At 66.2% G+C, this 23,187-nt stretch carries 23 protein-coding genes; 16 read left to right on the forward strand and 7 right to left on the reverse strand.

Annotation, left to right across the window (positions count from 1 at the left end):
• The first annotated feature begins 47 nt into the window (after window positions 1-47).
• Window positions 48-2,036: a tetratricopeptide repeat protein gene (locus ACT2B0_RS03570; protein WP_473461554.1), complete on the forward strand. Its 1,989-nt coding sequence runs from the start codon at window positions 48-50 to the stop codon at window positions 2,034-2,036.
• Between the two features lie 6 nt (window positions 2,037-2,042).
• Here the strand turns inward: ACT2B0_RS03570 and ACT2B0_RS03575 are convergent, their stop codons facing one another.
• Window positions 2,043-2,348, reverse strand: coding sequence for a hypothetical protein (locus tag ACT2B0_RS03575; protein ID WP_473461556.1), 306 nt, complete (start codon window positions 2,346-2,348; stop codon window positions 2,043-2,045).
• A 149-nt stretch (window positions 2,349-2,497) separates the two neighbouring features.
• Complete coding sequence (locus ACT2B0_RS03580; RefSeq protein WP_473461559.1) at window positions 2,498-2,812, reverse strand: hypothetical protein; 315 nt, start codon at window positions 2,810-2,812, stop codon at window positions 2,498-2,500.
• Between the two features lie 205 nt (window positions 2,813-3,017).
• Here ACT2B0_RS03580 and ACT2B0_RS03585 point away from each other — a divergent pair, with 205 nt between their 5' ends.
• A complete protein-coding gene (locus tag ACT2B0_RS03585) occupies window positions 3,018-3,932 on the forward strand; it encodes a glycine--tRNA ligase subunit alpha (RefSeq protein ID WP_473465757.1) in 915 nt (304 codons plus the stop codon).
• A gap of 104 nt (window positions 3,933-4,036) precedes the next feature.
• The gene (locus ACT2B0_RS03590; RefSeq protein ID WP_473461560.1) at window positions 4,037-4,309 is read left to right on the forward strand and encodes a hypothetical protein; all 273 of its coding nucleotides are present in this window, start codon (window positions 4,037-4,039) and stop codon (window positions 4,307-4,309) included.
• 38 nt (window positions 4,310-4,347) lie between these two features.
• Here the strand turns inward: ACT2B0_RS03590 and ACT2B0_RS03595 are convergent, their stop codons facing one another.
• On the reverse strand, window positions 4,348-4,530 hold the full coding sequence (locus ACT2B0_RS03595) for a hypothetical protein (protein WP_473461563.1): 183 nt from the start codon (window positions 4,528-4,530) through the stop codon (window positions 4,348-4,350).
• Window positions 4,531-4,751: 221 nt separating this feature from the next.
• Here ACT2B0_RS03595 and glyS point away from each other — a divergent pair, with 221 nt between their 5' ends.
• Window positions 4,752-7,058 (forward strand): glycine--tRNA ligase subunit beta, encoded by a 2,307-nt coding sequence (glyS, locus tag ACT2B0_RS03600; protein ID WP_473461565.1) that lies wholly within the window; start codon window positions 4,752-4,754, stop codon window positions 7,056-7,058.
• A gap of 27 nt (window positions 7,059-7,085) precedes the next feature.
• Here the strand turns inward: glyS and ACT2B0_RS03605 are convergent, their stop codons facing one another.
• Window positions 7,086-7,730 (reverse strand): flagellar biosynthesis protein FlhF, encoded by a 645-nt coding sequence (locus ACT2B0_RS03605; protein ID WP_473461567.1) that lies wholly within the window; start codon window positions 7,728-7,730, stop codon window positions 7,086-7,088.
• A gap of 183 nt (window positions 7,731-7,913) precedes the next feature.
• Between ACT2B0_RS03605 and ACT2B0_RS03610 the strand changes: the two genes are divergently transcribed.
• The 7 genes from ACT2B0_RS03610 (at window position 7,914) to ACT2B0_RS03640 (ending at window position 15,585) form a co-directional block, all read left to right on the forward strand.
• Window positions 7,914-8,867 carry an L-threonylcarbamoyladenylate synthase gene (locus tag ACT2B0_RS03610; protein ID WP_473461569.1) on the forward strand — a complete coding sequence of 318 codons (954 nt, stop codon included), beginning with the start codon at window positions 7,914-7,916 and terminating at the stop codon, window positions 8,865-8,867.
• A gap of 94 nt (window positions 8,868-8,961) precedes the next feature.
• A complete protein-coding gene (locus ACT2B0_RS03615; RefSeq protein ID WP_473461572.1) occupies window positions 8,962-10,392 on the forward strand; it encodes an FAD-binding oxidoreductase in 1,431 nt (476 codons plus the stop codon).
• A gap of 448 nt (window positions 10,393-10,840) precedes the next feature.
• Window positions 10,841-11,596 (forward strand): helix-turn-helix domain-containing protein, encoded by a 756-nt coding sequence (locus tag ACT2B0_RS03620; protein ID WP_473461573.1) that lies wholly within the window; start codon window positions 10,841-10,843, stop codon window positions 11,594-11,596.
• 422 nt (window positions 11,597-12,018) lie between these two features.
• Window positions 12,019-13,104 (forward strand): SagB/ThcOx family dehydrogenase, encoded by a 1,086-nt coding sequence (locus ACT2B0_RS03625; protein ID WP_473461576.1) that lies wholly within the window; start codon window positions 12,019-12,021, stop codon window positions 13,102-13,104.
• A gap of 161 nt (window positions 13,105-13,265) precedes the next feature.
• Window positions 13,266-13,493, forward strand: a complete 228-nt coding sequence (locus ACT2B0_RS03630) for a hypothetical protein (RefSeq protein WP_473461578.1) — start codon at window positions 13,266-13,268, stop codon at window positions 13,491-13,493.
• 421 nt (window positions 13,494-13,914) lie between these two features.
• Window positions 13,915-14,646, forward strand: a complete 732-nt coding sequence (locus ACT2B0_RS03635; RefSeq protein ID WP_473461581.1) for an SOS response-associated peptidase — start codon at window positions 13,915-13,917, stop codon at window positions 14,644-14,646.
• Between the two features lie 375 nt (window positions 14,647-15,021).
• Window positions 15,022-15,585, forward strand: a complete 564-nt coding sequence (locus tag ACT2B0_RS03640) for a DUF6101 family protein (protein WP_473461583.1) — start codon at window positions 15,022-15,024, stop codon at window positions 15,583-15,585.
• Window positions 15,586-15,598: 13 nt separating this feature from the next.
• Here ACT2B0_RS03640 and ubiA read toward each other — a convergent pair whose 3' ends face one another.
• Window positions 15,599-16,582, reverse strand: coding sequence for a 4-hydroxybenzoate octaprenyltransferase (gene ubiA / locus ACT2B0_RS03645; RefSeq protein ID WP_473461585.1), 984 nt, complete (start codon window positions 16,580-16,582; stop codon window positions 15,599-15,601).
• A 142-nt stretch (window positions 16,583-16,724) separates the two neighbouring features.
• Here ubiA and purD point away from each other — a divergent pair, with 142 nt between their 5' ends.
• Complete coding sequence (gene purD, locus ACT2B0_RS03650) at window positions 16,725-18,005, forward strand: phosphoribosylamine--glycine ligase (RefSeq protein ID WP_473461587.1); 1,281 nt, start codon at window positions 16,725-16,727, stop codon at window positions 18,003-18,005.
• 28 nt (window positions 18,006-18,033) lie between these two features.
• Here purD and ACT2B0_RS03655 read toward each other — a convergent pair whose 3' ends face one another.
• Window positions 18,034-18,261 carry an LIM domain-containing protein gene (locus ACT2B0_RS03655; protein ID WP_473461590.1) on the reverse strand — a complete coding sequence of 76 codons (228 nt, stop codon included), beginning with the start codon at window positions 18,259-18,261 and terminating at the stop codon, window positions 18,034-18,036.
• Between the two features lie 142 nt (window positions 18,262-18,403).
• Between ACT2B0_RS03655 and ACT2B0_RS03660 the strand changes: the two genes are divergently transcribed.
• Both ACT2B0_RS03660 and ACT2B0_RS03665 read left to right on the forward strand, forming a co-directional pair.
• Window positions 18,404-20,176, forward strand: coding sequence for an acyl-CoA dehydrogenase family protein (locus ACT2B0_RS03660; protein ID WP_473461592.1), 1,773 nt, complete (start codon window positions 18,404-18,406; stop codon window positions 20,174-20,176).
• A gap of 10 nt (window positions 20,177-20,186) precedes the next feature.
• Window positions 20,187-20,942, forward strand: a complete 756-nt coding sequence (locus ACT2B0_RS03665; protein WP_473461594.1) for a crotonase/enoyl-CoA hydratase family protein — start codon at window positions 20,187-20,189, stop codon at window positions 20,940-20,942.
• 34 nt (window positions 20,943-20,976) lie between these two features.
• Here ACT2B0_RS03665 and pdxH read toward each other — a convergent pair whose 3' ends face one another.
• Window positions 20,977-21,594 carry a pyridoxamine 5'-phosphate oxidase gene (gene pdxH, locus ACT2B0_RS03670; RefSeq protein ID WP_473461596.1) on the reverse strand — a complete coding sequence of 206 codons (618 nt, stop codon included), beginning with the start codon at window positions 21,592-21,594 and terminating at the stop codon, window positions 20,977-20,979.
• Between the two features lie 138 nt (window positions 21,595-21,732).
• On the opposite strand from pdxH, the gene ACT2B0_RS03675 reads away from it, so the two are divergent.
• Both ACT2B0_RS03675 and ACT2B0_RS03680 read left to right on the forward strand, forming a co-directional pair.
• Entirely contained in the window at window positions 21,733-22,113 is a 381-nt protein-coding gene (locus tag ACT2B0_RS03675; RefSeq protein ID WP_473465760.1) for an RT0821/Lpp0805 family surface protein, read from the forward strand.
• Between the two features lie 123 nt (window positions 22,114-22,236).
• Entirely contained in the window at window positions 22,237-23,163 is a 927-nt protein-coding gene (locus tag ACT2B0_RS03680) for a DnaJ C-terminal domain-containing protein (RefSeq protein WP_473461599.1), read from the forward strand.
• Window positions 23,164-23,187 lie beyond the last annotated feature (24 nt).

The following is a 23,187-nucleotide window of genomic DNA, read 5'->3' on the forward strand; positions in this document are numbered from 1 at the left end:
CGGTCGGTTACGGCTGGCAAGCGGGCCAGCGAGCGGGAAGGATAGCCATGCAGTCGAGCGGCTTGAAACGATGGAGCGTTGCGGCGCTGGCGTTGCTGTGCGCCTCGGCTCCGGCGCCGCTTCTGGCGGCGAATGACCGGCCGGTGCGTATCGGATCGCTGTCGGGAGCCTTTCTTGCCGCCCGTATCGCCGAGATCGACAACGATCTCGACTCAACGATCAAATATTACCGGCGTGCCCTGTCCTTCGACCGCGACAACCAGGCGCTTCAGCAAAGTCTTCTTCTGGCGCTGATCTCGCGCGGGGATTTCGAGGCGACGCTGCCGCTGGCTGAGAAGCTAAAATCCGTGCCGCAGGTCGAACGGTTTTCACGCGTGGCGCTGGCGATCGACGCCTTCGGCAAGCAGGATTACGTCGCGGCCGAGAACTATCTCAAACTGGCGCTGGAATCCGATCTCGACCGGTTGATTACCGGCGTCATGACCGGCTGGGCGCTGCAGGGCGCCGGCGAGACCGCCGACGGGCTGGCGCATGTGCGCGGCCTCGACGGCCCGGAATGGTTCGTTGTCTTCAAATCCTATCACGAGGCCTTGATCGCCGAAGCCGCCGGCATGGTCGACGAGGCGCTCGAAGCCTATGGCCGCCTCGCCGAAAACACGACGGCGGCCGGCGCGGCCCCCGATACCTATCTGCGCGCGCTGGAATCCTATGCGCGTCTTCTCGCCCGCCAGGGACGCGCGCAGGACGCGCTGGCCGAACTCGATCGGGCCGAGGCTTTCGCCGCGAACCGTCCGGCGATCGTGGCCTTGCGCCTGGATATCGAAACCGGCGCCGGCACGCCGGCGCGCGTCGCCACGCCGGCGGATGGCGCGGCCGAAATCCTGCTCGATCTGGGCACCGCGCTCAACCGTGGCGGCGGGGAAGCCTTCGTGCGCATCTATCTGCAGCTCGCGCTCGCGCTGAAGCCGGATTTCGACGCCGCCCTGGTCCAGCTCGGACAGGTGGCCGAGCAGCAGGGCGATGCCGAGGAGGCGATCTCTTTTTACGAAAAAGTGCCTGCCGATTCGCCGCTGGGCCGCATTGCCGGCCTGCAGCTCGGCCTGAACCTGGCCGATCTCGACCGGCACGACGCGGCCAAGGTGCATCTGCGCCAGCTCCTGCGCGACGATCCCGACGACATGCGCGCCTATCTCGCTCTCGGCGGCGTGCTTGCCTCCAAGGAGGAGTATGGCGAGGCGGCGCTGCTCTACGACGACGCGGTCGAGCGCATCGACGAGCCCGAGCGGGCGGACTGGAACGTTTTTTACCAACGCGGCATCGCCTATGAGCGGCTGAAGCAATGGGAGAAGGCGGAACCGAATTTCCGCAAGGCGCTCGAGCTTTATCCCGACCAGCCTCAGGTGCTGAATTATCTCGGCTATTCCTGGGTCGACATGAACATGAACCTGGAGCAAGGGCTCGACCTGATCCGGCGTGCCGTCGCCAGCCGGCCCAATGACGGCTACATCGTCGATTCGCTCGGCTGGGCCTATTACCGCCTCGGCCGCTTCGAGGAAGCGGTCACCGAATTGGAGCGGGCCGTCTCGCTCAAGCCCGACGATCCAATCCTCAACGATCATCTGGGCGATGCCTATTGGCGGGCCGGACGCCGCCTGGAAGCGACCTTCCAGTGGGCGCATGCGCGCGACATGAAACCCGATCCCGACGTGTTGGTCGAAGTCGAACGCAAGCTGGCCGAGGGACTGCCGCCGCTCGAAGAGCAAAAGGCCGAAATCCCGCCGATCGTCCTGCCCGAGCCGGCATCCGAAGAGACCGGCGCGCCCGCGCCCGAAGGGCGGGGTGCCGCGAAGTCCGGCGACGCCGGCGCGCGGCCAGCCAGCCACGTCGTCGGGCCGGGGCAGTCCTTGTGGTCGATCGCGGCCGAAAAGCTCGGCGACGGCGGACGCTATATCGAGATTCTCGACCTCAACCCGCAGCTTCGCGGCAATCCGTCCAACATCGTCCCCGGCCAGGAACTGATCCTGCCCGGTAACTGATCGCGATCAGCCGCCGAAACCGCGCGGCAGCGCGCAGGCGTTTTGCGGGTCGCGGCGTGGCGGTACGCATTTCAGCCGCAGGCGCGACAGCGATTTTTCCGTCGGGTTGAGTTTCTGGCACAGGCAATCGGTGCGCGGCATGCGGATTGTGTCGCAAAACGGCGTCACGCAGCGCCAGCCAGTGACCGGGTCGTTGACATTGCCGACGAAACCCGATTGGGCCGAGGCTGGGGCTGTATTGATGATCAGCGCGGCGAGGGCCGCGATGGTAGCGCGCACGACGCTGCGCGACAGCGGATCGATCACAGGCATGGTCGTCTCCCTGGCGGCCGCGAGCCGCGAAAGCGGCATGGCCCCGCTCAGTCTACGCCCTTTACCTCCTTGGCGATCAGCACGAAGCAATCACAACGTCGCGAGCACGAAACCCGGGCCGACGACGCAAGACCCGCGCCGGTTCGGCCTCAATTGCCGAAGGGCGGGCTCACCGGACAGGCCTTCCAGCGTCCGCCTTCCGAGATCGAGCAGGTCAGGCGCAGTTTCTGCAGCGAGCGCTCGGCGGGATTTTCCTTCTGGCACAGGCATTTCGTCTGCGGCAGCCGCACCACGCTGCAGTCGGGCGTCACGCACAGATAGCCCGTCACGTCGTCGCGCGTGTTGCTGTTGCGGTCGGGCCAGGCGCCATTGGCGCCGGCGGTCGCGCCGGTGGCCAAAAGGGCGGCAAGCGCCAGGCTGGCGATGGTTGGCAGGCGCGTGGGCCGTCGGTCGGATCGAAACATGGGCCGGTTCCTCGTTCTGTCCCTACAGATATCGCATTTGGCGGCGAATCCAAGCCGCCGCATCCTGGTCCCGGCGGTTTGCCGGTGCCGCAGCCCATCGCTTTTCCATCGCCGCCGGCTGCTTGACCTTGCCAGGACGCGTCAATAGGAGGTGAAGCGCTTTTCCTGCCGACAGAGGTTCTCCGTGACCGCCAGCCAGCCGCATATGCATCCCACGCGCTCCTTCCAGGGGCTGATCCTCGCCCTGCACGCGTTCTGGGCCGACAAGGGATGCGTGGTCCTGCAGCCCTATGACATGGAAGTCGGCGCGGGAACCTTCCATCCGGCCACGACCCTGCGTTCGCTTGGCCCCAAGCCATGGAACGCCGCCTATGTCCAGCCGTCGCGGCGGCCCAAGGACGGCCGTTACGGCGAAAATCCCAATCGGCTGCAGCATTATTACCAGTATCAGGTCATCCTGAAGCCGAACCCGTCCAACCTGCAGGAGCTCTATCTCGCCTCGCTGGAGGCGATCGGCATCGATCCGCTGCTGCACGATATCCGCTTCGTCGAGGACGATTGGGAAAGCCCGACGCTCGGCGCCTGGGGCCTGGGCTGGGAGTGCTGGTGCGACGGCATGGAGGTTTCCCAGTTTACCTATTTCCAGCAGGTCTGCGGCATCGAGTGCGCGCCCGTCTCGGGCGAGTTGACCTACGGGCTGGAGCGGCTGGCGATGTATGTGCAGGGCGTCGACAATGTCTACGACCTCAATTTCAACGGTCGCGAGGGCGCCGAAAAGGTCACCTATGGCGATGTCTTCCTGCAGGCCGAGCAGGAATATTCGCGCTACAATTTCGAGTATGCCGACACCGCCATGCTGCTGCGCCATTTCGACGACGCGGAAAAGGAATGCCAGGCGCTTTTGGCCGCCGGCGCGCCGCGGGGCGAGGGCGCACTGCATCGATGCGTGCTGCCGGCCTACGATCAGTGCATCAAGGCCTCGCACGTCTTCAATCTTCTCGACGCGCGCGGCGTGATATCCGTCACCGAGCGTCAGAGCTATATCTTGCGGGTGCGCGATCTGGCCAAGGCCTGCGGCGAGGCTTTTCTGCTCACCGAGGCCGGCGGCGCGGCGGCCTGACCAGCGCTTCGCTCCACGCCTGACTTCAGCGGGCGTCGCCCCTCATTTTCGCCTGCTTCCGGGTCAAGGGTGCGCTCCGATCCGCGAACGGCCATGGGGTGATTATGCAACGTCTTCTGCTTGCCGGTCTTGTTCTGCTTGCTGGAGCCGTTTCCGCGGCGGCCGCGCAGGAGGCGACCCCCGTGACCAGCGATCACTGCAGGGCGCTGCTGGCGCAGATTTCGAAAAAGCCGCAATTCAAGGCTTTCGCGGTAACGGAAAACGGGCGCGAGTGCCATGCGGTCTGGGGCAGCGCCAGCCAGGTTCAAGCCAATCGCGAAGCGCGCGCCGGATGCGAGGTCGACGGACGGCGCTGTCTGCTGATCGCCGTTCGCTAGACCTCCTTTTTGAAAACGGCGGTCGTCTCGACGGCGGGTCAGCCCTGATCGGCGTCGGTCAGAATGTCGGCCTGTGCGCCGGCCGGCATGTCGACGCTTGCCGCGATCGTCTGGATGGCGCGGCGCACCCCCGCCATCTTGAACTCCGTGCCGATCTGCATATTGGCCGCGAAGCAGGCGCTCAGCGCGAGGACCTGAAGGATCGAGGAAGCGGCTTTCATCGGTTTGTCCCTTCGCGCTCGCGGTGTGTCTTGCCTTTCGTCGCCGCGGCGCTGCCAAAGGTTCATCTGTGAGGACGAATTTTTTCACGACCGGACTGAACCGTGCGTGGCCGGCGCGTTCAGGCGCGGTTCATGGCCACGGCCGGTGACGGCCGCAGGTGACAGGGCCCGGCGGAGTTGCTATGCGGCACGCCTCAAGACCTCACCCGCGAGCCGCACCCATGCCTGACCTGCTTCTTGAACTTCGTTGCGAGGAAATCCCGGCGCGCATGCAGCGCAAGGCGGCCGGCGACCTGAAGAAACTGGTCACCGACGGTCTGGTCGAGGCCGGCCTGACCTACGAGGCGGCGCGCGAATACTGGACGCCGCGCCGTCTGGCGCTCGACATGCGCGGTGTCACGGCGCGCTCGAAGGATGTGCGCGAGGAACGCAAGGGCCCGCGCACCGATGCGCCAGAAAAGGCGATCGAAGGGTTTCTGCGCGCCGCCGGCCTGGCCTCGGTCGACGAGGCCGAAACCAGGACCGATCCCAAAAAGGGCACTTTCTACGTCGCCGTGATCGAAAAACCCGGCCGCGCCGCCGACGCGATCGTGGCCGAACTGATGCCCGGCGTGATCCGCAATTTTCCCTGGCCGAAATCGATGCGCTGGGGCGCGGCCTCGGCCAGGCCCGGCGCGCTGCGCTGGGTGCGGCCGCTGCAGTCGATCCTGTGCACGTTCGGCCCGGAGACCGAGGAACCGGTAGTGGTCGACTTCGAGGTCGACGGGCTGCGCGCCTCCAACGTCACCTATGGCCACCGTTTCCACGCGCCGGACCCCATCACCGTGCGCCGTTTCGACGACTATGTCGCGGCTCTGGAGGCGGCCCGGGTCGTGCTCGATGCCGAGCGCCGCAAGAAGATCATCGAGGCCGACGCCGCCAACCTCGCCTTCGCCGCCGGGCTGGATCTCGTCGCCGACGAGGGGCTGCTCGACGAAGTGTCGGGCCTGGTCGAATGGCCGGTCGTGCTGATGGGCGAGTTCGAGCGGGAATTCCTCGACATCCCGCCGGAAATCGTGCGGCTGACGATCCGCGCCAACCAGAAATGTTTCGTCACCCGCCCGCAGGGCGAGGCCGAAAACCTCTCCAACCGCTTCGTGCTGGTCGCCAATATCGAGGCCTGGGACGGCGGTGCGGAGATCGCGCACGGCAATGCCAAGGTGGTGCGCGCGCGCCTGTCCGACGCGGTGCATTTCTGGAAGACCGACCAGGCCGACCTGCCCGATCTCGCCGGACTGGAAGCCTCGGCGCAAAAATTCGGCCTCGACCTTAAAAAACCGCTCGACCAGCGCATGGCGCGCCTCGACCATCTGGGTGTCACCTTTCACGCCAAGCTTGGCACGCAAGGGCAGCGGGTGGAGCGGATCGCACGGCTGGCGGAGGAACTGGCGCCGATTGTCGGCGCGAAGCCCGAGATGGCGCGGCGCGCCGCCGTGCTTGCCAAGGCCGATCTGCAGACCGAGGTGGTCGGCGAATTTCCCGAACTGCAGGGCGCGATGGGCCGCAAATATGCCGAGCTCCAGGGCGAGGACCCGACGGTCGCCGCCGCCATCGAGGCGCATTACCGCCCGCTCGGCCCCTCCGACGTGGTGCCGGCCGAGCCGGTCTCGATCGCGGTCGCGCTGGCCGACAAGCTCGACATGCTCACCGGCTTCTGGGCGATCGACGAAAAGCCGACCGGCTCCAAGGATCCCTACGCGCTGCGCCGCGCCGCGCTCGGCGTGATCCGCATCGTGGTGGAAAACGGGGTGCGGTTGTCGCTCCTCGACGCCTGGCACCACAACTGGCTGGAACATGCTCGGCAGACCTTCGACGCTTTAATTCACGACCAACTCGACCCCCTTCAGCGGCTCCGCACGACGCTGCGCCCGGCCAATCTGGCTGCCGTGTTCGAGGAAGTCGGCGAGAGCATGGAAACGGATATCCACAACCGCGCGCCGGAGATCGCGGAAACGCAGTCGCGGCGCGAGACCGACCTGCTGACCTTTTTCCACGACCGCCTGAAGGTTTACCTCCGCGACCAGGGCGCACGGCACGATCTGATCGACGCGGTCATCACGCCAGAAACGGACGACCTGCTTTTGATCGTCCGCCGGGTCGAGGCGCTGGGCGCGCTGCTTGACAGCGAGGACGGGCAGAACCTGCTCGCCGGCACCAGGCGCGCCGCCAATATTCTCGCCGCCGAGGAAAAGAAGGGCACGGCGGTCGCCGGCAGCGTCGATCCCGCGCTGTTTGCCGAAAGCGAGGAACGGGCGCTGTTCGGCGCGGTGGTCGCGGCCGAAGCCGAGGCCGCGGCCGCGCTTGCCGACCAGGACTATCAGGCCGCCATGCGCGCGCTTGCCGGCCTGCGCGGCCCGGTCGACGCGTTTTTCGAGAAAGTGCTGGTCAATGCCGAGGACGAGGCCGTGCGCGCCAACCGGCTCGCCCTTCTGGCCCGTATCCGCGCCGCGACCGGCCAGGTCGCCGATTTCTCGTGCATTGCCGGCTAGGACGCGTCTTTCCGGACGTCCCGCGCCCTATTCCAGTTGGCGCGACGGCGGCGGTGGCGGCGGCGGCGCGGGCGGCAGGGCCGGCGGCTCGGGCGTCTTCCTGCGATCTGGACCGGGTGGCGCCGGCCTGTCTCCGGCCGCTGTGCGGCGTTCGGTTGCCACCGGAGTGTCGGGGCTGGGCGGCGGCTCGGTTACGATCTCCACGGGAACCGGCGCGCTGGTGGCGGCGGCCGGAAACGCCTTGCCGACGAGCCCGCCGCGGATCACCATCGGCATGGCCGGCTGGCGCCCTGAAAGCGCAGCCGCGCGTTTTGTGCGGGCCGCCGGAGGCGCAGGCGCGCCGAGCAGGATCATCGACCGGCTGAGCCGGGGTGCGAGCATGGCGACGCGGTCGGCCTTGACCTCGCCACCGCCATCGGACCGGTCGCCGAACAGGGTCCTGGCGGCCTCGGCCGGGGAGCCCGGGCGGGTTTCCGACAGGGCGGCCGTCTTGATGGTGGCGTCCGGAGCGGCCAGCACGACCGGCGGCTCCCCCAGAGCCGGCTCGCCCATGACGATGATGGAAGGGGACGGCCCGGCAGGCATGGCCTCGAGCGTCACGAAGGATGAGGCATACGCCTCACCCGTCGTCGCAAGTGCCAATGCGATCGCCGCCGTTGCCAGAAACTTCATCACTCTCCCGCCAGCTACGCGGCGTGAACCCCTATGACGCTACACAAACCCTACGGCATGCGCCCTTCGATCTCGTTGGCGCCAACCGTACCATTCGACCGATTAACGAAATGATGACGCTCGGTTACTTGCCGCGCGCGCGTACGCGGGATAGGCAGTCCGCGTATCCAGTCTGGACGTTTCATGGCCGATATCGTCAATGAGGAGATAGCGCTCGCGCGCGCAATCGCCCTGGTCCATGCCGGCCAGCCGGTGGCGCTGCCGACCGAGACCGTCTACGGCCTTGCCGCCGACGCCACCAATGGCGCGGCGGTGGCGCGCATCTTCGAGACCAAGGGCCGGCCGCGCTTCAATCCGCTGATCGTGCATGTCGCCGACCGTGCGATGGCCGAGCGGATCGGCCGCTTCGACGCCCTGTCGGGCAAACTGGCCGACGCCTTCTGGCCGGGACCGCTCACCCTCGTCGTGCCGCTCATGCCCGACGCAAAAATCCATCCGCTGGTCACGGCCGGACTTGCGAGCGTCGGATTGCGCATGCCGCAGGGCTTTGCTGCTAGGCTGATCGCGGCCGGCGGCCGGCCGCTGGCGGCGCCCAGCGCCAATTCCTCCGGCCGCATCAGCGCGACCACCGCCGCCGCCGTCGAGGCCGATCTGGGAGACAGGATCGCGCTGGTCGTCGATGGCGGGCCGACCCCTGTCGGGCTGGAATCGACCATTGTCAAGGTCGAGCCCGGCGGCGTGCGCCTGTTGCGTCCGGGCGGCATCGCCGCCGAGGAGATCGAGGCGGTTCTCGGCGTCCCGCTGCTGCGCGGCGAGGCCGGTGGCATTGAGGCGCCGGGCATGATGCGGTCGCACTACGCGCCGCGGGCCGGCCTGCGGCTCGAGGCAGACACGGTCGCGCCCGGCGAGGCGTTGCTCGCCTTCGGGCCAAAACGCATCGCGGGCGCCGACGGGGCCGTCCTCGTCTTGAACCTCTCGCCGTCCGGCGATCTGCGCGAGGCGGCGGCCAACCTGTTTTCCCATTTGCAGGCGCTCGACCGCTCGGGCGCGTCGGTGATCGCGGCCGAAGCCGTTCCCGCGACCGGTCTCGGCGAGGCGATCAATGACAGGCTGCGGCGCGCGGCCGCCCCCCGGTGACAAGGCAGCCTGCGCCCGGTAGCGTCCCGCCACGATGCCGGCGCGGCCGCGCCGGCCTGCCCGACCCCGCTGCCCGACCGGACAGGACCGACAGATGAGCGACGACGAAACCCTGCTTTCCCCGAGCTTGATCGCGCGTTTCGCCGCGATCGTCGGCGAGCGCCACGCGCTGCGCGCTGCGCAGGACATTTCCCCCTATCTCACCGAGCCGCGCGGCCTGTTTGCCGGCCGCAGCCGGCTCGTGCTGCGCCCCGGCTCGGTCGATGAGGTCTCGCAGGTGCTCAAGCTCGCCAGCGAGACCGGCACGCCGATCGTGCCGCAGGGCGGCAATACCGGGCTGGTCGGCGGCCAAATGCCGGACCAGAGCGGGCGCCAGGTGGTGTTGTCGCTGTCGCGTCTCAACCGGATTCGCGAGATCGACGTCGCCTCCAACACCATGATTGCCGAGGCGGGCGTGGTGCTTGAGGCCGCGCAGCAGGCGGCGGATGCGGCCGACCGGCTGTTCCCGCTGTCGCTTGCCTCCCAGGGCTCGTGCCAGATCGGCGGCAATCTGTCGTCCAATGCGGGCGGCACCGGTGTGCTTGCCTACGGCAATGCGCGCGAGTTGTGCCTGGGTGTGGAGGTCGTGCTGCCCACGGGCGAGGTGCTCGACGATCTGCGCAAGCTCAGGAAGGACAATACCGGCTACGACCTGAAAAACCTGTTCGTCGGCGCCGAAGGCACGCTCGGCGTCATCACCGCCGCCGTTTTGAAGCTTTTTCCCAGGCCGAAGGGGCGCGAGGTGGCATGGGTCGGTCTTTCTTCGCCGCGCCAGGCGCTGGCCTTGTTTTCCGATGCGCTCGAGCGGGCCGGCACCGGGCTGACCGGCTTCGAGCTTTGCGCGCGGCTCGCCGTCGATTTCGCCGTGCGCCACGTGCCCGGCACCGTCCGCCCGCTGCGGGGCGAGCACGACTGGTACGTGCTTGTCGAGATATCGTCGGGGCGCTCGCCGGAGGATGCGCGCGCGCTGATCGAGGACATCTTATCTGCCGGTCTCGACAAGGGCCTGGCCGCCGATGCGGTGATCGCCGAAAGCCTGGCCCAGGCTGGCGCTTTCTGGCGCCTGCGCGAGGCGATGTCGGAAGCCCAGCGCGCGGAGGGCGTGTCGATCAAGCACGACATCTCCGTGCCGGTCGCGGCGATCCCCGATTTCATCGACGAGGCCGGTCGCGCCGTGCGCGCCATCGAGCCGGGAGCCCGGTTCGTCACTTTCGGTCACATGGGCGACGGCAATCTGCACTACAATGTCTCGCAACCCGAGGGCGCATCGGACGTGGCCTTCAAGGCGCGCTATCGCGAAGTCAACGACCGTGTGCACGATGTGGTGCGCGCCTTCGGCGGTTCGATTTCCGCAGAGCACGGCATCGGTCAGATGAAGCGCGACGAACTGGTGGCCACCGCGCCGCCTGTGGCGACCGATCTGATGCGCCGCGTGCGCAGCGCGCTCGATCCGGCCGGCATCATGAATCCCGGCAAGTTGGTTTGATGGTTCTTGCCGGACGGCCCGAAAAAACTCGCTGAAGGCACGTATCGCGCAAATATTTTGCGCGATTAGTTTTATTTTCGATTGATTACGGCGAAATTTTTATAGGAAGCACATCTTTTTTAATGCGTTTGGACGTATTTGCGGCCCGATCTTTTGACGAAACCTTGTCGGATAGAGCCAAAAGGAAGGGTGACAAACCCACACTTCGATGCCGCCCATCGGCCGGGTATCCTCAATTATGGTGATCACGAGGGTAGGCCGTTCATGATAGGAACCGCACCGGGTTTTGGCGTGCCGGCGGCGGTGGGACATATTGGCCGGCGCGTGAATGGGGCTTTTCGGTCAGCCGACAGGGGCGTGTATGATGCAGTCAGGGTTGAATTTTTTTTGTCGTTGCAATCGAGTGTCGCCGTAGAGATGTTGGAAAACAGCTCTAGATAAGTCAGCCATGTGGCTACATTCGGCTTTTGCTGAACGGCTTGGGGCGCTCTGCCGGCAGGTGGGGTCGGTCGCAAGAGTGTGTCGCGAAACGGGCATCAGTCGCGCCCAGCTCGACAGATATCTCGACGGCAAGGCCTTGCCTGGCGCGGAGAACACCCGCAAGCTCTGCGCCTATTTCGACATTTCCGAACGCCAGCTTTTCACGCCACCAAGCGCGCAGCCGGATTCGGAACGGGCCACGGTGGCCGGCGTGCCGGCGACCATGCTTGAACTGCTCGCGCAACGTCCGCTGCCGCCCCTGCCCGAGGGGATCTATTTTACCTATTTCAATGTCCCTTCGCGCCCCAATCTCGTCATGCGTTCGGCAACCTTCATCTTCAAGCGGGATCACGTCATGGCGTTCCGCCGGGTGACGGGCAGGCGAGGGGGCCCCGGCGGTGCCTGGTCGCGTTCCCACGGCAATCATTACGGTATCGTGACCTCCAGCCTGAACTGGATCTACTTCACCGCCTTCAACAGGCGGCATGTCGGCGAGCCGAGCCTGATCGCCGCCAGTTGGGCAGGGTATGCGGAGCCGACATTGATCGGAACCACAATTGTGTTGACCGAATCCGGGCCTGAAACCGGCACTGCCATCATCCGACCGGCATCGGTCAGCTATCGTGCGCGTGACGCCATCGCCGCCGTCGGCGTCTACAAGCTCACCGACCCGTCCCTCGACCCCGTCGTGGTCGACCTGCTCGGCGGCCTGCGCGCGGCCTGACCCGCAATCCCCAAGACCGGTAGAATCAGCCAGCGCCGAACAGCGTGTTGGAACGGGATTTCTCGTCCTCGAATTCCGAATATATTTTGATGCTAATGTGATTAATATTCATCATCATAAGAGTAAAATTCATCGAAAAGCGAATAATATAAGTTAATTTAGACTATTCAAAATATTTATACATAGTTAACTTGATGGAATACACAAAGTGTTAGGACTTTCCTCGATAGCGTGCGGTTGTTCCCGATAAGTCCGGGGGCAAGAAGAGAGGGAAATCATCATGAAGACTTCGAAGAAGAATCTTTCGGTTGCGGCGACGTCGACAAAGGTTTTTGTCGGCCCGGGCTGGCACTTCTCCCGCTAAGCAACAGCAACGGCGTCGCCCGTCCGGAGTGGATTGGCGACGCCGGCTAAGACACGGAATGGCGACGATGTTGGTTCGGCCTTCGCGCACACTAGTTTTCACGCATGACGATCAAAGCCTGATCGGGTGCAATTTTCTGTCGCGACAGACGTTCTCCTGCAGCCCCGATCTTGTGGCCGTCCTGAACAGCTGGACGAATTGGCAGCCGCCGCGTGCGCTGGCCGCGCTGGTGGAGGGGATGAGCGATGAGGAGGCGGAAGGGCTGTCGCGCCAGCTCATCGACCTGTCGGCCCTGGTCGTTGAAGGATCGGATCTGGCGGCCCGCGAGGCGAGCTTCGAGCGCGACTGGTCATGGGGCATTCCGACCGCGCTGATGCATTTCTGCGTTCAGAATCCCGACTATCTCACTGCCGAAGAGGCTGCGCAGCGGCAGATGGACAAGGCGGCGAGTTCGACATCGCCGGTGCTGTGGCTGCGCAATGCGCCAGACCAGGCCATCCGTCTTCCCGATGCTTTGGAGGACAACGAGCTGTTCCAGCTGATGGCCCGTCGCCGTACGGTCCGCAAGGCCGGTGCCGATACCATCACCTTGAAACAGCTCAGCGACTGCTTGTTCGCCGGCCTCGGCATCACCGGCAACACCCATGGCGTGACGGGGTCGCTGCCTTTGTCCATGACGCCGTCCGGCGGTGCGCGCAATCCCTACGAGGCCTATGTTTTTGCCCGATCGGTCGAGGGGCTTGCGCCCGGTATCTACCACTATTCGGCGCTCGACCACGACCTTGGCAGGATCGAGGCGCCCGGCCTGCCGACACTCTCCGAGCTGACGGGCACCCAGGAATGGGCGGACGAGATGGCTTGCCTGATCGTGCTGGCGGCGGATCTGCGGCGCACCATGTGGAAATACGAGGACCCGAACGCCTATCGGGTGGTGCTGATCGAAGCCGGCCATATCGGGCAGAACATCATGCTTGCCGCAACGCATCATGAACTCACCGCCTGCCCCACGGCCGCGCTGTCCCATGCCCGCATTGCGCAATTGCTCAAATTCGATTCCGTAGCCGTTTCGCCGATCTACGCGTTGGCGCTGGCCAGGCCGGATCGCGCCGAACTCGAGCGCACCTGCAGGGCGGCGACGCACTGAATATCGCCAAACCGCTGCTTCCGTGCGGGGTGTCGTTTGTAAACCTATCGAGCAGGCGTTCGCCTCGGCTGACCCCGGGGGGGCTGCTCCAGAAAGATCAGTAATCGTGGGTAAGCGTATCTTGTGAGTTTTGAAGCCATCCAAACCAACAGGACAGGATTATGAAAGCTCGCACCAAGGGATCGGTGACACGTCGGGAGCAGATCGCCTATTTGAACGGTCAGTTGCGCGAAATGCGCGAGATTGCCGCGTCGGCCGGACTGCAACTGACGGCCTATTTTGTCGAAATGGCCTATCTCGAGCTCAGCGACACCATCCGCGAGGAACGCATTTTCGCCCGGCCCGACAAGCAGACTGCCGACCTGCCGCACCCGCTCGCCGCTGAATAGCGGCGCTGGAGCCGACAGCCTCGCGGCCACGCTCTTTTGGCGCCCTCGGCCCGTTGCGTGACTTCAAGCGGGCGTCGACGACATGTCGGATAAACAGGCTTGTGGGCGGCCTCGGCCCCGGCCGAAAGCGAGTGGCGCTGCTCGGCCGGCGGCGGAAAGAGCGCTACCCCCCGCGCAGGTGCCTTTTCGCCATGCCTGTGAAGGCCAGTTGCATCCCTTGACGGCAATGCGTCGCCTACCGACTATCGCTTGCGGAGGATCAGGCGATGGCAAGGCTGCGGAACGCTCGTTCGCATGGGCCCGGAGGCGCTGGCCTCGTCGCGGGCCGGCGGGCGCGACCGCGGGCGGCCTTGGCGCTTCGCGCGCCGGCCTACGAGAATGTCGGGCGCGGTTCGCTTTGCCAGCGGGAACCGCACTAGCCATGTGTGGGCGTATCTACATCAAGTCGACCCTGCCGGAGATGCTGACGGCCTTCGATTTCGCCGCACGCGGCGAGGATGCAGAGGGACTGGCGAACCACTTCCCGACCTGGAACGGCGCGCCCTCGCTCGACTATCCGATTGTCGTCCAGGACGTCGTGCGCGACAGCGGCGAACAGGGACCGACCTTCCGCGCGGCCAAATGGGGCTTCGTGCCGCACTGGGCCAAGGAAGAGAAACTGGGCGGCCGGCCGCCGCCGATCAATGCGCGATCGGAGACGGTGGCCTCCTCGGGTATGTTCAAGCAGGCCTACAAGGCGCGGCGCTGCCTGATCCCGATCAGCGGGTTTTTCGAGTGGAAGGCGATCAAGGGACAAAAGGCCAAACAGCCCTACGCCATCGCCATGGCCTCCGGCAAACCGTTTTGCCTGGCCGGCATCTGGTCTGATCGCAAACACCCCGAGCACGGGTTCGCCTACCGCACCTTCGCCATCCTCACCTGCGAACCGAACGCGATGATGGCCGACATTCATGATCGCATGCCGGTCATCCTGCATCCGGCCGACTACCGCCGCTGGCTCTCCGACGATCCCGACCCGCGCGACCTGCTGGTGCCGTTTCCCGCCGAACTCATGACAATGTGGCCGATCGGCCGCAAGGTCGGCTCGCCCACGAACAACACGCCCGACATCCTCGACGAGATCGATCCGGCGGCCGATGACGACACCGGCTGACGATCTGATGATCGTCGTCGCGTGCCCGGCCGCCTCGCGTCGGCCCTTGATACCTGCGGACTGCTTGTCTGCAGCTGCTCCGTCCCGTCGAACAATGCTTGGACAGCGCTTCGAGGGTGAACGCCCCCGCCGGCGCGCCGCGCCATTCCAAATTGCGCGTGGTGAGCTCCACGTCCTTAACGCTCCATCCATCTTCGTTGCGGTCCGGTTTATCGGTCGGATTCCGATAACCATTTGCCAGATCAGCAAAATTTAACCCAACTTCTTAAGCGCGCCGGTAAGGTCGCCGCGCTAGCCTGCAATCACAAAGAGGCCGGACAACCGGCCCGCGAGAACCGGAAAACGGCTCTCAGGCGTTGCAGGAAGGCGTAAGTGATGAATACGGTGTCGAACCCAGTTTGGGCCGGGCGCTATATGCGGCTCGACCCGTTCCGGCTCCCCCAGATCGCGAGCTATGCGGCCCGCGACGATTATGGCGAGGTCACGGTCAAGATCGACAAGCGCGGCGCTGTCATGCACCGCACCCTGGCGCACAGCCGGTTGCCGGTGACGGTCGCGCTGCCGGCCAATGCGTTCAAGGGCGTGGCCGCCCGCGCGATCGAGGACGAGGACGGCAACGTCACCGTCACGCTGGAATTGCTGCATGGCGATCCGATGCTGTGCGTGCCGCTTCTGGTTGCCCACGACCTCGACGACATTGCAGCCGACTGGCGCAACTGGGCCGAGGCGTACCGGCTGCCCATGCTGCTGATCGAATCGGACGGTGTGGCACGCACGCTCGAGGAATCGCTGAGTTCGGCTCAGGTGTCGGCTCCCAAGGAGCGCCGCAAGCGCCACGGGTCCGCCCCGCGCCGGCCGCGGTTTCTCGCCCGCCGCAAAACCGGCAATCTCGGGGTACGGCTGGTGGTTGCGGGCGACGAGATCGTGGCGCGCGAATAGGCCTTGCCGGCGCTCAAATCATCGGTTTGAGCGCCGCCCACAGCCCGGAACCGACGAAGCCGGCGAAAATCAGCCAGCCGACGACGGCGTTCGAATGAAACAGGCGCAGGCACTGCGCGCCGTCGTTGATGTCGAGAACGCGGATCTGGCGCGTCATGTGAACCGCGGCTGCGACCAGGCCGGCCAGCGCCGGCAGCGGCGCTTCGGCCGAGGCGCAGGCCGCGGCCATCAACAGGAGCGCGCCGCCGTAGAGGCCCGACAGCCAGTTCTTGGTGTTGTCGCCGAACAGTCGCGCGGTGGAGCGCACGCCGACGATCGCATCGTCTTCCTTGTCCTGATGGGCGTAGATGGTGTCGTAGCCGATCACCCACAGGATCGAGCCCGCGTAAAGCAGCAGGGCCGGCGTGTCGAGACTGCCGAACACCGCCGCCCAGCCCATCAGCGCGCCCCAGGAAAAGGCGAGGCCGAGGACGAATTGCGGCCAGTCGGTGATGCGTTTCATGAACGGATAGGCGGCAATGATCGCCAGCGAGGCGATACCGAGCAGGATGGCGAACGGATTGAACTGTAAGAGCACCACCAGTCCGGCCAGCGCCTGGACGACGACGAAGACCCAGGCCTGGCGTCGCGACACCTGGCCGGCCGGCAAGGGCCGCGAGCGCGTGCGCTCGACCATGGCGTCGATCTTCTGGTCGACCAGGTCGTTATAGGTGCAACCCGCGCCGCGCATGGCGACGGCCCCGATCAGGAAGAGGGCGAGATGCCAGGGGTTGGGCAGCAGGCTCAGGATCGGATCGCCGGGCCGTGCATAGGCTGCCGCGGCCAACGCGGCCGACCACCAGCAGGGCCACATCAGCAATTTCCATCCGATCGGGCGGTCCCAGCGTGCGAGCTGGGCAAAAGGCCATACCGCGCGCGGCAGCACCCGGTAAACCCAATGGCCCGATGGCGCATCGGCGACGCGGCCGCGTTGCTTGATAGATTGGATATCGTCCATACCGGGTGAAGTGGCAGGGGCGGGCGACCACGTCAAGCGCGCGGATCGTCCCGGCGCGTCGTCGCTGCCGGCTGCCACCCTTGACCTTGCGCCCCGGCCCCAATAGCGGAACGCTGAGGCGAAGGAATCGGCGAGGCGCGCAATGAATGTACTTTTGATCGGCTCGGGCGGGCGCGAGCATGCGCTCGCCTGGAAGCTCGCCGCCTCGCCGCTGCTTGGAAAGCTTTACGCCGCGCCCGGCAATCCCGGTATCGCCGCCCATGCCGAACTGGTCGCGCTCGACGTCGCCGATCATGACGCCGTCGCCGCGTTCTGTCTGGTCCGCCGGATCGAGCTCGTCGTCATCGGCCCGGAGGCGCCGCTGGTCGACGGACTTGCCGACACGTTGCGCACGGCCGGCATCGCCGTCTTCGGCCCTTCTGGCTCCGCCGCCCAGCTTGAGGGTTCCAAGGGCTTCACCAAGGAGCTGTGCGACCGATACGCCATCCCCACCGCCGCCTATCGACGGTTCAACAACGCGCTGAAGGCCAAGGCCTATCTGCGTGAAAAAGGCGCGCCGATCGTCATCAAGGCCGACGGGCTCGCCGCCGGCAAGGGGGTGACGGTCGCCATGACGCTGGCCGACGCGCTCGAGGCTGTCGATGCCTGTTTCGAGGGCGCCTTCGGCGCGGCCGGCGCCGAGGTGGTGATCGAGGATTTTCTTGTGGGCGAGGAGGCGAGCTTCTTTTGCCTGTGCGACGGCGCCACCGCGCTGCCTTTTGGCACCGCCCAGGACCATAAACGCGTTGGCGAGGGCGACACCGGCCCCAATACCGGCGGCATGGGCGCCTATTCCCCGGCCGCCGTGATGACGCCGGATCTGGTCGAGACGACGATGCGCACGATCGTCGAGCCAACGATGCGCGGGTTGGCCGAGGCCGGCACGCCGTTTACCGGCGTGCTTTACGCCGGCTTGATGCTGACCGCGGACGGACCCAAGCTGATCGAATACAATGTGCGTTTCGGCGATCCGGAATGCCAGGTGCTGATGATGCGGCTCAAGGACGACCTCCTGGTGCTGTTGAAGGCCGCCGCCGACGGCCAGCTCGGCCACATGTCGGCGCGCTGGCGCGACGAGTCCGCTCTTACGGTGGTGATGGCCGCGCGCGGCTATCCCGGCGCGCCCGAAAAGGGTTCGCCGATTGCCGGCCTGGAGACAGCGGCGGGCGAGGACGTCGAGATTTTTCATGCCGGCACCGCGCGGGTTGATGACGGGCTCGTCGCCGCCGGCGGACGGGTGCTCAATGTCACCGCGCTCGGCGCGTCCGTGGCCGAGGCGCGCGACCGCGCTTACGCCGCCGTCGACCGGATCGACTGGCCCGGCGGTTTCTGCCGCCGCGACATCGGCTGGCGCGCAATCGCGCGCGAAACGTCCGGCGGGTGAATTGCAGCGCGCTCTGCGTTGTCGGATATCAGTGCGAGAAATCGTCGAACGGGTCCGGCGCCGGCTTGTCGGGCAGCGTGCCCTCGGCCGCGCGGCGTCGGTGATGCGCCAGAGAACAGGCCGGCGAGCACAAAACGCCCCGGTCGCACCAATAGGCCGGTCCGTGTTCGACCATGCCGTGATGGTGATGAAAGCCCGCGGCTCCGAAGGGCAGGCCGCATTCCACGCATCTGAATTTTTCGGGTCGGGCAAGCATGCCGCCCGATTAGACCGGTCGCCACCAAATCGCAACGGATGTCGTCCAATCAATTGACGTTTACGTCAAAAAAAACTAGCCCTGAGATGCGCAGGAGCAGGCGCGCGGTATCCACCACGCGCACAATCGGGGAGAATGAATGATGTACCGAGCACCCGTCGACGATATCGCCTTTGCCCTCAACGAGGTGGCGGGCCTGCGCGACGCGATCGAGGAAGGGCTTTTTCCCGACCTTTCGGCTGATCTGGTCGAGGCGATCCTCGGCGAGGCCGGACGTTTCGCCGGCGAGGAGGTCGCGCCGCTCGCCAGGATCGGCGACGAGCACGGCGCGGTGCTGAAGGATGCGGCCGTGACGATGCCTGACGGCTGGAAGGATCTCTATCGTCGCTGGGTCGACGGTGGCTGGAACGGCCTGTCGCTGCCGCAGGACCATGGCGGCCAGGGGCTGCCCGGCATGCTTGGCGTTGCGGCGCTGGAGATGTGGAACTCCGCCTCGATGGCTTTCGGCATCGGCCCGATCCTGACGATGGGCGCCGTCGACGCGCTGGAAAAACACGCCAGCGACGCGTTGAAGGCGGTCTATCTGCCCAAGCTGGTCTCCGGCGAATGGATGGGCACGATGAACCTGACCGAGCCGCAGGCCGGGTCCGACCTGAACGCCCTGCGCGCGCGCGCCGAACGCGCCGATGACGGCACCTATCGCATCTTCGGCCAGAAAATCTTCATCACCTATGGCGAGCACGATTTCACCGACAATATCGTGCATCTGGTTCTGGCGCGCCTGCCCGACGCGCCGGCCGGCACGCGCGGCATCTCGCTGTTTCTGGTGCCGAAATTCCTGCCCGACGACAAGGGCGCGCCGGGCGCGCGCAACGACGTTTTCTGTGCCTCGATCGAGCACAAGCTCGGTATTCACGCCTCGCCCACCTGCACGATGATTTTTGGCGACGGTTTTGCCGGGGACAGCGAGCCGGGCGCCGTCGGCTGGCTGATCGGCGAGGAAAACCGCGGGCTGGCCTGCATGTTCACCATGATGAACAATGCGCGGCTGGCCGTTGGCATGCAGGGTGTGGCCGTCGCCGAGGCGGCTTATCAAAAGGCGCTCGCCTATGCCCGGGAGCGCCGCCAGGGCCGGGCCGCCGGCCATGACGGCGACGGCATGGCGCCGATCGTCCTGCACCCCGACGTGCAGCGCAATCTCTTGACGATGGGGGCGCTGACCCAGGCCGCCCGGGCGATCGCCTATTGCTGCGCCCACGCCACCGACATGGCCGAGGCCAGATCGGGCGATGCGGCGCGCCACTGGCAGGAGCGCGCCAATCTTCTGACCCCGGTCGCCAAGGCGTTTTCCACCGATATCGGCGTCGAGGTCGCCTCGCTCGGCGTCCAGGTTCATGGCGGCATGGGGTATGTCGAGGAGACCGGCGCCGCCGCGCTCTACCGCGACGCCCGCATTGCGCCGATCTACGAGGGCACCAACGGCATCCAGGCGATCGATCTGGTGATGCGCAAGCTGCCGCAGTCGGGCGGCGAGCACGTGACCGGCTACATCGCCGAACTGCGCGAAGATGCTGAGGCCGTGCGGGCCGCCAACCTGCCCGGATTCGGCCGCAGCGCCGAGAAGATCGCCGCCGCGCTCGACGATCTGGAGGCGGCGACCCGCTTCATGCAGGCCGCGCTCGCCGATGGCAGGACCGACGAGGCGCTGGCGGGCGCGACGCCTTATTTGCGGCTGTTCGCCATGGCGGCGGGCGCCGCCTGTCTCGGCCGTGGCGCGGTGGCGGCGCAGTCGTCCGAGCGCGTCGCATTGTGCCGCTTCTTTTGCGAAAACCTCGCCGGCGAGACCGGCGCCCTGCGCGAGCGCGCCTGCGAAGGCGCCGAAAGCCTGGCGCTCGCCGCCGCCGCGCTCAACTGAGGACAGGCCGATGAGCACCCATATCGAGATCGAACGCCGGGGCGCCGTCCAGACGATCCGGATGAACCGCCCGGACAAGAAAAACGCCATCACCTGCGCCATGTATGCCGCGATGGCCAGGGCGCTGTCCGAGGGCGATGCCGACCCGGCCGTCCGCGTCCATGTCATCCTCGGCGTGCCGGGCGCGTTTTCCGCGGGAAACGATTTGCAGGATTTCTTGGCCGTCGCCATGGGCGGCGACGGCGGTATGGAGGTCTATGATTTCCTTCTCGCGCTTGCCGTGTTGCAAAAGCCCCTGGTCTCGGCCGTCGACGGCGTGGCCGTCGGGATCGGCACGACGATCAATCTGCATTGCGACCTGACCTTCGCCACGCCGCGCACCGAGTTCCGCACGCCTTTCGTCGATCTGGGACTGGTGCCCGAAGCCGGCTCAAGCCTGCTTGCGCCGGCCGTGCTCGGCCGCCAGCAGGCCTTCGCGCTGCTCGGGCTCGGCGAGAAATTTTCCGCCGAACGGGCCCGCGCGGCGGGGTTGATCTACGCCGTTGTCGACGAGGACGAGCTCGAGGCGACCGCCTTCGCCGCCGCCGAGGAGATCGCCGCCAAGCCGCCCGAGGCGCTGAAGATCGCCCGCGATCTGATGCGCAGCCCGCGCGACGAGCTCGTTGCCCGCATCAAGGAGGAGGGCGTCCATTTCCGCGCCCGGCTCACATCCGACGAGGCGCGCGCGGCTTTCATGGCTTTCATGAACCGCAAGCAGGCCGGTTGAGGGCGGGAATTGAGGGCGAAAACCGCCCGTTTTCTCAGGGGTAGAGCCGCGCCTTGCCCCAGCCGCCCTTGCCGTCGGCGCTGAACACCACGCGGTCGTGCAGCCGGAACGGCCGGTCGTGCCAGAACTCGATCGCTTGCGGTTTCAGGCGAAAGCCGGACCAGTGCGCCGGCCGCGGAATTTCGCCGATCGCGTGGCGGGCGGTGTATTCGGCGACCGCCTTTTCCAGCGCGAAACGGCTTTCCAGCGGGCGCGACTGTTTCGACGCCCATGCGCCGATCCGGCTGCCGCGCGGGCGGCTGGCGAAATAAGCGTCGGCCTCGGCGTCGGACACGATCTCCACCGGCCCGCGCAGCCGCACCTGGCGGCGCAGCGACTTCCAGTGAAAGCACATCGCCGCCTTCATCGAGCCGAGCAGTTCCACGCCCTTGGCGCTTTCGAAATTGGTGTAGAAGACAAAACCGTCACGGTCGAACCCCTTCAGGAGAACCATGCGCACGTCGGGCAGGCCGTCCTTGTCGACGGTGGCCAGCGCCACGGCGGTGGGATCGTTGGGCTCGCTCTTTTCCGCGTCCGCCAGCCAGTCGGCGAACAGCCGGATCGGCTCGTCGCGCGCGGTGAAGTCATCCTTCGTTAACGGTGTTTCGCTCATAATCGATCATTCGCGGGAGGTAATGTTACGGCCTTGTGAGGAGATGGCGGATTGTTGCGCCGTGTGCAAGCGTCCAGGGGAATTTTGCGGCAACGAATCGGTTGCGCCACAGGCCTGAGGCTGGTCCTGTTGCCGCTGATGTTCGCGCTGGGCGGTTGCGTCACGAGCGGTTTCGGGCTTGGCGACGACGGACCCGACCAAACGATCGTCACCGGTTCGGTCTCCTCTTCCGCGGTCGCGGCCGGCGACACGGAAACCCGATCCGACGAGGTCACGATCCGCAACGCCGTCACCTCGGCCAATCTTGAAACGCTGGCCGGTGGCGCATTGTCCTGGGCCAACGCCGAGACCGGCTCGCGTGGCGAGGTCGCCACCATCGTCGAAGTCGAGCGCGATGGCGTACGCTGCCGTCGTTTCGGGGTGTCGCGCGAAAGTTTTCAGGGTGTCGCGCTGTTTACCGGCGAAACCTGCCTGACGCCGGGCGCGGGCTGGTGGATGCGCGCGTTCGAGCCGGTCTGATGCCGCCGCATGCGCTGCCGAAGTGCCTTTTTGCGCGCGAAAAGCGGTGTCCGGACTGGAATTTCTTCCTAGAAATTCGCATATAGGTCCTCGAGCAACTGACTTCCTCGACAGGCAATGACGATGCGCGATCCGTACGAAGTATTGGGCGTGGCCAAGACCGCGAGCGCCAAGGACATCAAGTCGGCGTTCCGCAAGCTCGCCAAGAAATATCACCCGGACCAGAATCCGGATGACCCCAAGGCCAAGGACCGCTTCGCCGCGGCCAACCAGGCCTATGAGATCGTCGGCGACGCCGAAAAGCGCGCCGCCTTCGACCGCGGCGAGATCGACGCCACGGGCAAACCGCGCTTTCAGGGCTTTGAAGGCGGCGCGCATGGCGATCCGTTCGCGGGCTTCGGCCGCGCGGGCGGCGCGGGGCCGGGCGGCGCGCGCTTCGAGTTCCGCACCGGTGGACCCGGCGGCGCGGGCGGCCCCGGCGGTGCGGGCGGGTTCGGCGATGCCGAGGACATTATCAGCGAATTGTTCGGCCAGGCTTTCCGTCGCGGCGGCGGCGCGAGTTCGGGTCCGAGCTACGCCCAGGCGGCCGATCTGCGCGCCACGCTCGACATCACGCTGGAGGAGGTGGCCGGCGGCGGCCAGGTCAGCGCCCGGATGCCCGGTGGCCGCAAGCTTGCCATCAAGCTTCCGCGCTATGTCGAGGACGGGCAGACCATCCGCCTGAAGGGTCAGGGCGAAAATGGCGGCGATGCGCTGATCACGCTGCGTTTCAAGCCGCATCCGCGCTATCGGATCGACGGCCGCAATCTGCATGTCGATCTTTATGTCGACCTCGCCGACGCCGTGCTCGGCGCCAAGGTTCCCGTCGAGACCGTCAAGGGCAAGATCGCCGTGACGGTTCCGCCCTGGTCGGGCTCCGACAAGGTGCTGCGCCTGAAGGGGCGCGGCCTGCCGAACAAGAGCAGCGGCGAAAGCGATCTCCTCGTCCATGTGCGCATCCTCCTGCCCGAGGACAAGCGCGCCGCGCTCGAGGCGCTTCTGCGCGAGTAAGGTGGCAATGATCCCCGTCTTGCC

The sequence above is a fragment of the Nitratireductor sp. J20-h4 genome (assembly GCF_056780505.1).

Excerpts from the sequence above, each read along its gene's own strand:
- ACT2B0_RS03570 (WP_473461554.1), top strand. The coding sequence starts at position 48 with ATGCAGTCGAGCGGCTTGAAACGATGGAGCGTTGCGGCGCTGGCGTTG.
- ACT2B0_RS03575 (WP_473461556.1), bottom strand. The coding sequence starts at position 2,348 with ATGCCTGTGATCGATCCGCTGTCGCGCAGCGTCGTGCGCGCTACCATC.
- ACT2B0_RS03580 (WP_473461559.1), bottom strand. The coding sequence starts at position 2,812 with ATGTTTCGATCCGACCGACGGCCCACGCGCCTGCCAACCATCGCCAGC.
- ACT2B0_RS03585 (WP_473465757.1), top strand. The coding sequence starts at position 3,018 with ATGCATCCCACGCGCTCCTTCCAGGGGCTGATCCTCGCCCTGCACGCG.
- ACT2B0_RS03590 (WP_473461560.1), top strand. The coding sequence starts at position 4,037 with ATGCAACGTCTTCTGCTTGCCGGTCTTGTTCTGCTTGCTGGAGCCGTT.
- ACT2B0_RS03595 (WP_473461563.1), bottom strand. The coding sequence starts at position 4,530 with ATGAAAGCCGCTTCCTCGATCCTTCAGGTCCTCGCGCTGAGCGCCTGC.
- glyS (WP_473461565.1), top strand. The coding sequence starts at position 4,752 with ATGCCTGACCTGCTTCTTGAACTTCGTTGCGAGGAAATCCCGGCGCGC.
- ACT2B0_RS03605 (WP_473461567.1), bottom strand. The coding sequence starts at position 7,730 with ATGAAGTTTCTGGCAACGGCGGCGATCGCATTGGCACTTGCGACGACG.
- ACT2B0_RS03610 (WP_473461569.1), top strand. The coding sequence starts at position 7,914 with ATGGCCGATATCGTCAATGAGGAGATAGCGCTCGCGCGCGCAATCGCC.
- ACT2B0_RS03615 (WP_473461572.1), top strand. The coding sequence starts at position 8,962 with ATGAGCGACGACGAAACCCTGCTTTCCCCGAGCTTGATCGCGCGTTTC.
- ACT2B0_RS03620 (WP_473461573.1), top strand. The coding sequence starts at position 10,841 with ATGTGGCTACATTCGGCTTTTGCTGAACGGCTTGGGGCGCTCTGCCGG.
- ACT2B0_RS03625 (WP_473461576.1), top strand. The coding sequence starts at position 12,019 with ATGGCGACGATGTTGGTTCGGCCTTCGCGCACACTAGTTTTCACGCAT.
- ACT2B0_RS03630 (WP_473461578.1), top strand. The coding sequence starts at position 13,266 with ATGAAAGCTCGCACCAAGGGATCGGTGACACGTCGGGAGCAGATCGCC.
- ACT2B0_RS03635 (WP_473461581.1), top strand. The coding sequence starts at position 13,915 with ATGTGTGGGCGTATCTACATCAAGTCGACCCTGCCGGAGATGCTGACG.
- ACT2B0_RS03640 (WP_473461583.1), top strand. The coding sequence starts at position 15,022 with ATGAATACGGTGTCGAACCCAGTTTGGGCCGGGCGCTATATGCGGCTC.
- ubiA (WP_473461585.1), bottom strand. The coding sequence starts at position 16,582 with ATGGACGATATCCAATCTATCAAGCAACGCGGCCGCGTCGCCGATGCG.
- purD (WP_473461587.1), top strand. The coding sequence starts at position 16,725 with ATGAATGTACTTTTGATCGGCTCGGGCGGGCGCGAGCATGCGCTCGCC.
- ACT2B0_RS03655 (WP_473461590.1), bottom strand. The coding sequence starts at position 18,261 with ATGCTTGCCCGACCCGAAAAATTCAGATGCGTGGAATGCGGCCTGCCC.
- ACT2B0_RS03660 (WP_473461592.1), top strand. The coding sequence starts at position 18,404 with ATGTACCGAGCACCCGTCGACGATATCGCCTTTGCCCTCAACGAGGTG.
- ACT2B0_RS03665 (WP_473461594.1), top strand. The coding sequence starts at position 20,187 with ATGAGCACCCATATCGAGATCGAACGCCGGGGCGCCGTCCAGACGATC.
- pdxH (WP_473461596.1), bottom strand. The coding sequence starts at position 21,594 with ATGAGCGAAACACCGTTAACGAAGGATGACTTCACCGCGCGCGACGAG.
- ACT2B0_RS03675 (WP_473465760.1), top strand. The coding sequence starts at position 21,733 with ATGTTCGCGCTGGGCGGTTGCGTCACGAGCGGTTTCGGGCTTGGCGAC.
- ACT2B0_RS03680 (WP_473461599.1), top strand. The coding sequence starts at position 22,237 with ATGCGCGATCCGTACGAAGTATTGGGCGTGGCCAAGACCGCGAGCGCC.